Origin of the sequence: Methanosarcina sp. UBA411, assembly GCF_002495725.1 — an archaeon.
Lineage (GTDB): Archaea > Halobacteriota > Methanosarcinia > Methanosarcinales > Methanosarcinaceae > Methanosarcina.
The window spans coordinates 318,144-329,371 of the sequence record NZ_DAGK01000012.1; the positions used below are offsets into that span (position 1 = coordinate 318,144).

Sequence of the window (11,228 nt, forward strand, 5' to 3'; positions counted from 1 at the left end):
CTGAAATCTCACAGAATTTAGGCAGAAATAGGTCACCTCCCTGGAGATAAGAAAAGGACATATGGCAGTAACCAATAACCCTTATAAATTCGACAGGTATCCTATTTATGAGTTATATTATAAGGGGTTAGGAATTTCATTTCTTTCTTCCAATTTGGTAGTTTCCCTATCTTAGATGCTGCCTCTCACATTCCAATTATCGAGAGAAAATAATTTGGGTCGAGACTTCTTTCTGTCAGAACATTGTCCATTGACTTCAGCAACCATAATTTAGAAGGAGAAAAATCATGGCAGGAAAATTAACTAATGAAGAAAAGGAATATTACTCAACTGTAAGAAAGACATTTGCTATGCTGGCTCCTTTTTATGATGCTATCGTTACGCCTTTTTCCAGTGTAAGGGATAGAGTGGTGAATTTTACGAATGCTCAAATGGGTTCAAAAATATTAGAAGTTGCCACGGGGACAGGACAACAGGCCTTTGCATTTGCGAAAAAAGGTTATGAGGTTATTGGAATTGACATTTCTGAAGCCATGATTAATGTGGCCAAAAAGAAAAATAAATTTAGAAATGCGAAATTTGAAATCTCTGATGCAACAAATCTACCATTTGAGGACAATAGTTTTGATGTATCTTCTATATCGTTTGCTTTGCATGAAATGCCTTTGAGTATAAGAGAAAAAGTATTAAAGGAAATGGCCAGAGTAACCAAACCAGAAGGAATCATAGTAACTGTTGATTATGATTTACCCAAAAATAAGATTGGCAGATTATTAATCTATCATTTTATTGCTCTTTTTGAAGCTAAATACTATAAAAATTTTATTAAATTTGACATAGAAGCACTACTTAATAAGAACAAAATAAAAATAATAGAAAAAGATACCATTTTACATGGAGCTGGAAGAATATTAAAAGGGCTAAACAAGAAGTTATAAGAATCTATAATATACTGAAATATATACTGAATTGTTCAAAAAGTTATTATTTGTAAAGGAAATAAAAATTATCGGACTAAATTAGCGAACTATTTCCTGTCTATACGTCTCAATCCGCTAGAAAACGAACATTTAGTATCACCGTAAATTAGTGTCACAGAGAAAAGTTTTTTCATGGCAACAATCAAGGCCGCTTTTTCTGCTAAAATTACTTGATACACAATTCCTCTTAAAAGGGTCTTCAATATCTGAATTCTCTTAATAGGACCATAATCTTTTCGGACACAGGTATTAATATTATTCGCGGATATTAATATTAATTATATATTGTGCCAAAAAGTTTTTTCTCAGAGTGTAATACGGTTGTATAATATGATTGTGTATGAGGAAATTATCTATATAGCGCTACTTACACTGCTGGCAAGCATAATCGGGACTCTGGCTGGATTTGGAATATCCACAATTATGGTACCCGTTCTCCTGATCACCCTTCCTCTACCACAGACTTTACTCCTGGTGGGCATAGTTCACTGGTTTAATGATATCTGGAAAATGCTCTTATTTCGTAAGGGAATAAGATGGAAAATTTTTCTTGCCTTTGGCCTTCCCGGTATCTTTACAAGTTTTCTGGGATCATTTTTATCCTTGAGAATTTCGCGGGATGTTCTCTCAAGAGCTTTAGGAATATTCCTTATAGCTTATGTTCTCTTCATCATTTTTAACCAAGCCTTTAAACTCAGCCAGAAATTATCAGTTGCAGTATCCAGTGGAGCCCTGACAGGGTTTTTTGCAGGTATCTTCGGTATAGGCGGAGAAATAAACGCTGTATCCCTGAGCGCTTTTAACCTGAAAAAAGCTGTTTATGTTGCAACTGCAGGTGCTATATCTTTTATGATCGACTCTACCAGGATAGCGACCTATATTCAGGGAGGTACGAGACTTGATCCTGTTCTTGTATCAGGTTTTTTGATCTTCATACCCGTATCTTTAATTGGGGCAGTGATTGGGAAAAGAGGAGTTGAAAAAATACCCCAGGAAAAATTCAGAAACTTTGTGGCAATTTTCATATTTTTATTGGGCCTGAAGCTTATACTATTTCCATAGTTTGATAGAAGCCTTTACTATAGCTTTTTGAATGTTTTTATGGTTGCTCGCTGTTTGTACATTATTTGTGGAGATAACTTTGAAGCAAGAAGAATGTCCCAGTCTTCATTCCTAATTATGAAAATTAGCGCAGAAATAGATTTTTCGCTGGAATATGCTATAAAATGTTTTGAAGGTATAAATGTTAGCGCAGGTGTTGAAAGAAGGCAAAATTGTCGGGTAGTAAATCTGGTAAGATGCAGCAATACAAGAGTTGTTTATGAAAAAGCAGTTGCAGATGTAGCTGCTAAAATGATAGAAAATAACATTCTGGTTCTGACCAACTGCTGTGCTTCATTCCCCTTATGAAAGTAGGTTTCTGTACCCAAACGGCTCTTGACAAAACCGGAAGAGAGTTAAGAGAGTTTTTACAGCCTGACCTCCCACCAGTAGGGCATATGGGAGAGTGTATTGACAATGCAAAAGTATCTGCATTCTTCAGAGCCCTGATTGATGATTCAGGTAAAACTATCAAAAATGTGCCGCGATTGCAAGCCCAGAATGGTCAAATGAAAAAGATGACCATGTAGAAAGAAATTTAGAGAATCTGGCAAGAGAAGAAAAACAATAATATTTTTTACCCACGATATTGAAGAAACAGGCGCCTCATTAACAATGCCTGGACAGGCAGCTAAAAAAGAAGTGGGAAATTATCCCACTTGTCTTAATTATAGTATCTACCTTCTAGACTTAATATCCTATTAGCAGTCACTAGTCTAATTAGCAGTCACTGGATGAGCGCTGCCCGCCCTTTTCGGTCATTTTTTCCAACCATTCTGCCGACTTATTTTCTTTTTCTAATCCTTTCATCATGTCCATATTCATTTTTTCCCCTGTAAGGTATTCGTGGGCTTGCATCATCTGTTTCATCATTTCCATCTTAGACTCACTGGTTGCCGCCTCAGGGTTTCTAAGGTACATTTCGTGCAGTTTTATGGCTTTCTCGAGGCACAAACAAACGCAGTCCAAGTCAGCCCGGGTTAAGCTGGCCTTCTCCATCTTGCCTGCATAGCAACTTTTGTTAGCTAACTTCCCTTCCATCATGGACTCCATTTTCTCTTCATCTTCCTCTTCTTCCTCTTTCTCTTCCTTCATGGATTCCATTTTCTCTTTTTTGGCCTCTTTCTCTTCCATCATGGACTCCATTTTCTCTTTTTTAGCCTCTTTCTCTTCCTTCATGGACTCCATTTTACCTTTTTTGGCCTCTTTCTCTTCCATCATGGATTCCATTTCCTCTTCATCTTCCTCTTCTTCCTCTTTCTCTTCCTTCATGGATTCCATTTTCTCTTTTTTAGCCTTCTCTTCCATTATTAAACTCTTCATAGCGTTCATCATGGTTTCATTGCGTGATTTTTCTCCCATTTTCATGGAGCCAATCATCATAATCATCATCTTTTCCTTGGGTGAAGGCTCACATATTTCACTGGATGAAGGCTCACACATATCTCTGGCTGAGTCCTCTTCAAAGTCCATCAGCATTTCCAGATTCGGATTCTTTCCTCCAATGCATTCACGGGCCCACATCATCTGGTTCATTAATCTCATATGGGACTCGCTGGTTGCTGCTTCAGGATTCTTAAGGTTCATTGCGTGAAGTTTTATTGCTTTTTCAAGCCAGAGAGTTGTAAAGTTAACGTTATCCTGCGAGAGACTGGCGTTTTTAGCCATCTTCATATCCATATCTTCTCCTGCAAGGTATCTGTTTGCACGCACCATCTGGGCCATTAATCTAATCTGAGACTCATTGGTTGCAATCTTAGGATTCTTCATGTGCATTGCATGAAGTTTTATAGCTTCATCAAGCCAGAAGCCAGAGTATTCAAGCCTCATAAGGGCTGAGATGGCATATGGATGTTCATACTCTGCCGACTCATTGCATGTGCCCATCATGTCCATATTCATTTTTTCCTCTGCAAGGTATTTTTTGGCCTGCTTCATCTGGTCCATCATTTCCATCTGAGACTCATTGGTTACGCTTTTTGGTTTTTCAAGATGCATCGCATGAAGTTTTATTGCTTTCTCAAGATAAAGACAAGCGCAATCAAAATTGGCCTGGGATGAACTTTCATTTAAACTCATCTTGCCTGTGTAGCGGCCTTTGCTGGCTGCTTTCTCTTTCATCATAGACTTCATCATGGTTTCATTACATGATTTCTCGCCTTTCATCATCTTCTCTTTGGATGAAGTCTCATACATTTTGCTGGCTCCACATTCTCCCATTCCAGAATGCATCATGCTTTTATTATCGAGACAAGAAGCCATCTTGTCTTTTTGCTCCATCATTTTCCCCTGACTCATTGTACTTCCTGCAATAGGCTGTACGAGTGCAGTTACCAGTACACCTATGCATACCAGTAATAATATTGGCTTTATTATTCCGGATTTTATCATCAATTTCCCCCTATGTCCCAAGATTGTTAAATTTAAAAAATACCGTCGGATAATTATTTAATTAATTAGCATAAAAACGTTATTATAATAAGTATATTTTCAGAGTTTATCTATTTGAAATAAAAGAATAACTTAAAAAAAGAAATAAGTTTATTTAGATACGAAGTTGACAATAAAATATCAAGTGTAATTTATATTATTTAATATTCAATTTTTACATATAAGTGACATTGATAACTATTTTTAGGATTCTTGAGCTCATTGTTAACATTAGTGGATCCAATTTATAAAAATTCTGTTTTTAGAAAAAAATAGTTTTTTATAGCCATCTATTGTCATCTGTAAAGTGATTTAACTCGTGACGTTAATATCACCAATATAAGGTCCGTGCCATGTATGCACCCACACTTGACCGTTATAGGCATTTACGCTTAGCATACTCTCAATGCCATTCCATCCAAAGTCAAAAGTATAGTAGCCAGGCATCGCCTTAGATTCAATAATCTGAGCTCCAGGCAAATAGCCAGCAAGGAAATCATTTGCAAGCTTCTCCGACTCCGCCAAATCATAATCCTTGCCTCCGGTCTGCGCTCTTCCAGCACCGTAATTTGTGTTCCACATCATATTTGGTCCCGGTTCAGGATATGCCGACCCGGAGTACCTGTCTACCAGAATCTCAGCTATATATTGACCTGTGGATGGATCTTTTAAAACAGCATAGTAGTTGCTGCTAAATACCATGAAGTCCTCAATTTCAGTTTTGTTCGAGCTATATTCCCGTGCAAAATTTTGCATAATTTTTAGAGCCTCATCCTGAGCTATTGGTCTGGACTCTGGATAGTAAACCGCCATCATGTTACCCATCATTCCAGATCCATAGGTGTAGTTATAGCCTGGATTGTGCATCATTCCGGGTCCCATCTTTCCTGATGGATAACCAGCCGGATTATAGACTGGACTGTACATCATCGACCTAAAGATAAGAACCGCAAGAAGTATTATTATTAGTACCAATAGACCAATTATGAGATTTTTTCTGTCTGCCATAATCGCCTCAAATTGTACATAATAGGATTACCAAAATATGTCGATAGAAACTCTCAGAACAAATATTACTACAGGCGTTAATTTTAGATTGTCTTTTCTTTAAACGATAAGCTTCTTAATTTCTTCAAATTCCTCTACATTAATTTCGCCCTTTGCATACCTAATTTTTGCAATCTCCAGGGCTGACATCTGTTCTTCCCTGTGAGTTTTGTTCTGGTTAACAAGCCATTTGATCAACAGATAAGCTAACGCGATTATGACGACCCAAAAAAAAGTCCGAAAAACATGTCTCCATATCCCATGTCATAGCCGTAATAGCCCATATATCCATCCATTGGAAACGCTCCCAACTTACAATTAAGATATTATTTACTAGTTATTATTTATTATTTATTTTATAGAATCGGAAACGATATTCACATTACTTTTTTATACATTGCTTTTTCAAGAAGAGTTTAGAGTTCAATATTTCATTAGTAAATCAGTCTATAAATCAATCAAGGGATAGAGAGAACCTCACTAGTTATGTTTTTAGTTTTGATTTTTATTTACCTTGAATTGTAGTAAGAAAGGCTATCATAACCGAGCCCCCAAACCCAACCAGTCCGACCCAGGAAAAAGCACCCCCGTTTAATAGAATGTAGGTTGAAACAATAAGCAGGACAGCCAAGTAGAGTTCTTTTGAAAAAACGCTTTTCCTGTTTTCCTCCTGCTTTAAGGAGAGAAACTTATCCCCCATTCCCTCCATTTTATCGGCAACTTCTTGGATTGCAGCCCTCAACTCGGCCTTTTCATCCACTGGCTCGGTGGAAAATTCAAAATGAAGAGCTGCACCTTTTGGAGTATCAAGCTTTTTATAAGCGTCCATCAGTACAGGAATCGCGATAGTTTTAATGTTGTATCTCGGGTCCAGCTCCAGGCAAACACCTTCTATAAGCAAGATCGCTCTCTGGAGAGTGGAAAATTCCCCAGGCAGCCGGATATCATATTTCATCCCGAGCTTGGCATAATTGTCACTCTGCCTGCCCTCAAGTCCGTAGTTCTGGTTTGCGATCAGGCTATCCATATCTTTCCTAAGCCTGTGGATATCTACATCTCGCACGTCCACACCCCCAATTTTCAGGAAACCCTGGGTCGCCCCCTCAACATCTCTATTGTTGATGGCATAATAAAACTCAAGCATATGCTTTTGGAGCTCCTCGTCAATGCTGCCAACCGCCCCGAAATCGATGAAGGCAATAGTATCGTTTTCCTGAACCAGCATATTGCCCCCGTGAGGGTCAGCATGATAAAAGCCATCAATATAAACCTGTTTAAGGTAGCTTTTGGTGATGGTACGTGTATATTCCGATTTTTTGCTCTGAGGCACAGGCATATTAATTATGTCTTTGATCTGGATTCCCTGGATGAATTCCATTGTGAGAACATTGGCTGAACAGTAGTCGGGATAAATTTTGGGCACGGACACGTTTTTCACGTTCTTGAAATTGTCCTCAAAACGCCGCATATTGACAGCTTCGGTTCTTAGGTCAACTTCGCGGGTAAGCATCTCCCGGATCTCCAGCAAGAAAGCGTCGATATCAAAATTACTCCCGAGGCCGAGAACCTTTCTCATAACAGGCTTGAAATCATCCAGGATAGAAAGGTCAATATTTATAGTGTCAATGAGATTTGGGCGAAGAATCTTTATAGCAACTGGTTTGCCTTCCAGAACTCCTTTGTAAACCTGCGCAATCGAGCCGCAGGCAATGGGTTCTGGGTTAAAATTGTCAAAAATTTCAATGAAAGCTTTTGCTTTTCTCTCCCGGGAAACTTTAAGCTCTTCTTCTGTCTTTTTCCGGTTTCGCTCCTTACGAGTTTCATATTCGCAAACGCAAGCAAGATCGAGAGATTCAGCCATTTCTTCAAAAGGTACAGGCTTAACCTTGTCCTGAAGGTTTGCCATTTCTATAACATAAGGCTGAGGAACAAGATCAGGCCGCTTGCTCATGGTCTGTCCCATTTTGATGAAAGTCGGCCCAAGTTCTTCAAAAGCCTGCCTGAGTTTTACAGCCGTCTGCCTATTTTCGAGATCAAAATTACATGTGCATTCAGTGTTTGAAATATAATCGGTGTGCAAATCTCGATAGAGTTCCGGAATAAGGTTGTATTTAAAAAGAACCCTCGTAACCTCAAGGTAGCGCTTTGTTTTCCCCAGCATCCATTTATTAATTGGTTATTATTGTTTAAGATAATTTCTTCAAATTAAACAAAAAGGTTGTCTTAAAATTCAAACCAATTATATTATTGGGTAGTAAGCAATGCTAATTTTGATATACTATAAGCTTTATTTTATATAGTTCTTTATTTACAGAATTGGAGTTCAATATATTTATATCATAAATGTAATATACAATTGTGAGTATAAAAATGCCATTTATTTAAATATCAAAATAAAAAAATTGTTGCTAATTGGGGGATCTATATGGTTGAGTTAAATGAAGTGATCACATTTAGGCTGTTTAAAAGAAAAACCGAAAAGCTTGTATATAAAGCAGGGTATGGCCGCTGCTCTAGATGCAGCTGCGCTGGATTTGAAGCAGATTATCGAAATAATGAGGTATGCTCTAATTGTGGTCACAATTTCCGCGATCATTGGTAATTTTACCTTAGACTTTTAAAACAACTAAAAACAACAATTATATTTTTGTATCCTACGTAGACGTCTTCAAGAATTTATATGTTGTAAGTTTATTGTAAGTTCATTGGTAACGAGGGGTACTAATAGGAAACCTGCAATCAGACTTGGAAGAATATAAAGGTGAACTATTTACTAAAGGTGATATCATTGCTGGTCTCAAACTTATATTCGAGCGCTAGCTGGTGTAGTCACACTTATTTTACACTAAGGCATTTAATGGTTTAATGTACATATTTTCAGTTTGAATGCTTAATTCCTGCTCCAATTGTAGAATCAAATTTAATTTTAAGACATGCTCTAAGAGTTTTTTGCTTAATGCTTAATGCTTAATGCTTAATATTTCTCTTCAAACAGGCCATTAATTTTTAATCACTGGTATACAATCAAAAAAGAATTGTTTATGGCTTTGCCCGAATCTTCCTGAAAACATCTTTAAAAGCCAGTTTTTTTAGTTCTTTAATTGTGAAACCAGCCTTTTCGATATTCTTCACGGTATGCCGAGTTGTATGGTCTCCAAGCAGGAAAAACAGAACCGGATTAATTAAATGTTCTATGAAGTCAATAAAAAGGTAGTCACTGTGCACGTGCTCAAGAGCTATCAATTCCCCTGAAGGTTTAAGGACTCGTCTCATTTCCCTGAGAGCTTTCACTGGATCAGGAATTGTGCAGAGAACAAAAGTCGCGACCACATAATCAAAACTGTTATCCGGAAATTCAAGATGCTCGGCGTCCATAGGATAAAGAGTAATATTTTTCATGCCTTCAGCTTTTTCCCGGGCTTTTTGGAGCATACCTGCACTTTTGTCGATCCCTATCACCCGACAGCCCACAGGATAATATTTCAGGTTTCTTCCGGTTCCCACCCCTACTTCCAGGACTTTTCCGCTCAGACCTGAAAGAGACTCTTTTCTCCATTTTCGAAAAAAGAAAAACTCCAGAGGCAAGTCTAGCAGCTCATAAATGGGTGCGATTCGGTTGTACTTTGAGGTTACAGACATTGAATAAATTTACGCTTTCCTTAAGATTAGCTTTTTTGGGTTACCGGAAGAAACTGGACAAGTAAGTAAGCCGTGTTAATTCTCAAGAATTTTTACTTAAAAAGACAAGTACCTACCCAATAAAGTTAGCTTTATAAGAAGATTCCCCGAAACCGATTCATATTTAACCGTTAGAAATAATACCACGCTACAAACTTTACATAAATCTTACATCAAGTATTACATTTAAGTCTGATATTAAATCTTATATTAGTTTCACAGACACTATTACCGCAGATATTAACAGGAACTGTATTCATACTAAAAGAACTATATTCATACAGATTTATTTAATAAAAGTAGAAGGAAGAAACTCAGAGAGAGGAAACCCGATGAGCAATATCTTACGCAGAGGCAGGCTGGAGGTCGCCCAGGATGAGGAAATCTTACGTTATACCTCCTCTATGGAAGCTGACAGGTGGATTTTTGATGCTGATATCGCAGTGGACCTTGCCCACACAGTAATGCTGAAAGAGCAGGGTATTATAAACCGGGAGGACTGCAGCAAAATCCTTAGAGGGCTTTTGAAAATCCGGGAGGAAGGGATGGAAAAGCTCGATTTCAGCTATGAAGACATTCATATCTCCCTTGAGTCAAGGCTCATCGATCTGGTTGGAGAAGACGTTGGGGGCAGGATGCACTCGGGACGTTCCAGAAACGATGAGGTTGCAACCTGCATTAGGCTGACACTAAGAGAAGAACTGACCGGGCTGCTTGAAGAAATCTATGAACTAAGGAAAACCCTTCTCACCCTTGCGGAGAAACATATCGAAACGCTCATGCCAGGTTTTACTCACATGCAACACGCTCAGCCTACAACCCTTGCCCATCACCTCTGTGCCCACGAAGCCGTGCTTGGTAGAGACTTTGACAGGATTCAGGACGCGTATTCCAGGGTAAACCTCTGCCCGCTTGGAGCTGCAGCTTTTGCTTCTACAGGCTTTAACCTGAACAGGAAAAGAACTCAGGAACTCCTGGGCTTTGAAGGCCTGCTTGAAAACTCGATGGATGCGGTCAGCAGCAGGGACTTTCTTGTTGAATGCGCCTCAGGATTTACAAACCTCATGATAAACCTGAGCCGCATGGCCGAAGAACTCGTAATCTGGTCCTCTTCCGAATTCAATTTCACAGAACTGGACGACATGTATGCTTCTACTTCTTCAATCATGCCCCAGAAGAAAAATCCTGATACTGCCGAACTTATGCGCGGGAAAACAGGAGTAGCCGTAGGCGCACTTATGTCCCTGATTACAATCTGCAAGGGGCTTCCGCTAAGTTACAATCGGGATCTGCAGGAAGCAACCCCAAACATCTGGCGGTCTGTAGAAACGGTAAGGGCTTCAGTAAGGATCATGGAAGGCATGATAAAAACTATGAAAGTCCGCCCTGAAGTGCTTGCTGCCCAATCAGTTACAGGTTTTACAACCGCTACCGAACTTGCAGATACCTTTGTCCGGGAAACCGGAATTCCTTTCAGGACTGCCCACCAGATCGTCGGAATGCTTGCAAGGGAAATGGAAAGACCAACTCTGGAAAAGATCGATTCCGTAGCCGAAATTGTTCTGGGAGAATCTCTTTCAAGCCGGGGACTCACGGAAAAGATGGTAAAGGAAGCTCTTAATCCGGTTTCGAATATAAAAAGAAGAAAAATCGCCGGCGGACCAGCTCCCGAAGAAATGCGAAATTACCTCTCGAGAAGGCAGACCGAGCTTGAACTTAACAGGCAGGAAATTACAACCCTGAAAGACATTACAGACTCGGCTTTCGAAAATCTGCTTGCAACCGTTAATGAGTACAGGAAAGCTTGAGCTGTGACGAAGCAAGTTCAGTATTTAGATATACTCGATGTCAATGAACTCAGTATTTCAGTATTAATCTCAGTATTAGTATTACTTTGATCTCTTAGTACTCAACGCAAAATGCCTAAGATCATAAAATAGGTAGTATATTAGGAGAAAACGGAACCATATATTATACAAGAATATCTGGTAT

Annotated in this window: 10 protein-coding genes; 5 read left to right on the top strand and 5 right to left on the bottom strand. The window is 38.8% G+C overall.

Features of this window, described 5'->3' with window-relative positions:
• Positions 1-287: 287 nt before the first annotated feature.
• The 4 genes from BP861_RS05205 to BP861_RS05220 all read left to right on the top strand — a co-directional run bounded on the left by BP861_RS05205 (position 288) and on the right by BP861_RS05220 (position 2,611).
• Positions 288-938: a class I SAM-dependent methyltransferase gene (locus tag BP861_RS05205; RefSeq protein WP_292373221.1), complete on the top strand. Its 651-nt coding sequence runs from the start codon at positions 288-290 to the stop codon at positions 936-938.
• A 372-nt stretch (positions 939-1,310) separates the two neighbouring features.
• The gene (locus BP861_RS05210; RefSeq protein ID WP_292373223.1) at positions 1,311-2,042 is read left to right on the top strand and encodes a sulfite exporter TauE/SafE family protein; all 732 of its coding nucleotides are present in this window, start codon (positions 1,311-1,313) and stop codon (positions 2,040-2,042) included.
• Between the two features lie 117 nt (positions 2,043-2,159).
• The gene (locus tag BP861_RS05215; RefSeq protein ID WP_292373225.1) at positions 2,160-2,390 is read left to right on the top strand and encodes a hypothetical protein; all 231 of its coding nucleotides are present in this window, start codon (positions 2,160-2,162) and stop codon (positions 2,388-2,390) included.
• Positions 2,387-2,611 (top strand): hypothetical protein, encoded by a 225-nt coding sequence (locus BP861_RS05220; protein ID WP_292373227.1) that lies wholly within the window; start codon positions 2,387-2,389, stop codon positions 2,609-2,611. The genes BP861_RS05215 and BP861_RS05220 overlap by 4 nt, the downstream gene beginning before the upstream one ends.
• A 190-nt stretch (positions 2,612-2,801) precedes the next feature.
• Here BP861_RS05220 and BP861_RS05225 read toward each other — a convergent pair whose 3' ends face one another.
• The 5 genes from BP861_RS05225 to BP861_RS05245 all read right to left on the bottom strand — a co-directional run bounded on the left by BP861_RS05225 (position 2,802) and on the right by BP861_RS05245 (position 9,197).
• On the bottom strand, positions 2,802-4,472 hold the full coding sequence (locus BP861_RS05225; protein ID WP_292373229.1) for a hypothetical protein: 1,671 nt from the start codon (positions 4,470-4,472) through the stop codon (positions 2,802-2,804).
• A 351-nt stretch (positions 4,473-4,823) separates the two neighbouring features.
• On the bottom strand, positions 4,824-5,519 hold the full coding sequence (locus BP861_RS05230) for a peptidase M4 (protein WP_292373230.1): 696 nt from the start codon (positions 5,517-5,519) through the stop codon (positions 4,824-4,826).
• 99 nt (positions 5,520-5,618) lie between these two features.
• Positions 5,619-5,708 (bottom strand): SHOCT domain-containing protein, encoded by a 90-nt coding sequence (locus BP861_RS05235; RefSeq protein WP_292373233.1) that lies wholly within the window; start codon positions 5,706-5,708, stop codon positions 5,619-5,621.
• Between the two features lie 355 nt (positions 5,709-6,063).
• Positions 6,064-7,719, bottom strand: a complete 1,656-nt coding sequence (locus tag BP861_RS05240) for an ABC1 kinase family protein (protein WP_292373235.1) — start codon at positions 7,717-7,719, stop codon at positions 6,064-6,066.
• Positions 7,720-8,597: 878 nt separating this feature from the next.
• On the bottom strand, positions 8,598-9,197 hold the full coding sequence (locus BP861_RS05245) for a class I SAM-dependent methyltransferase (protein ID WP_292373237.1): 600 nt from the start codon (positions 9,195-9,197) through the stop codon (positions 8,598-8,600).
• Positions 9,198-9,568: 371 nt separating this feature from the next.
• Here BP861_RS05245 and argH point away from each other — a divergent pair, with 371 nt between their 5' ends.
• Complete coding sequence (argH, locus tag BP861_RS05250) at positions 9,569-11,044, top strand: argininosuccinate lyase (RefSeq protein WP_292373239.1); 1,476 nt, start codon at positions 9,569-9,571, stop codon at positions 11,042-11,044.
• Positions 11,045-11,228 lie beyond the last annotated feature (184 nt).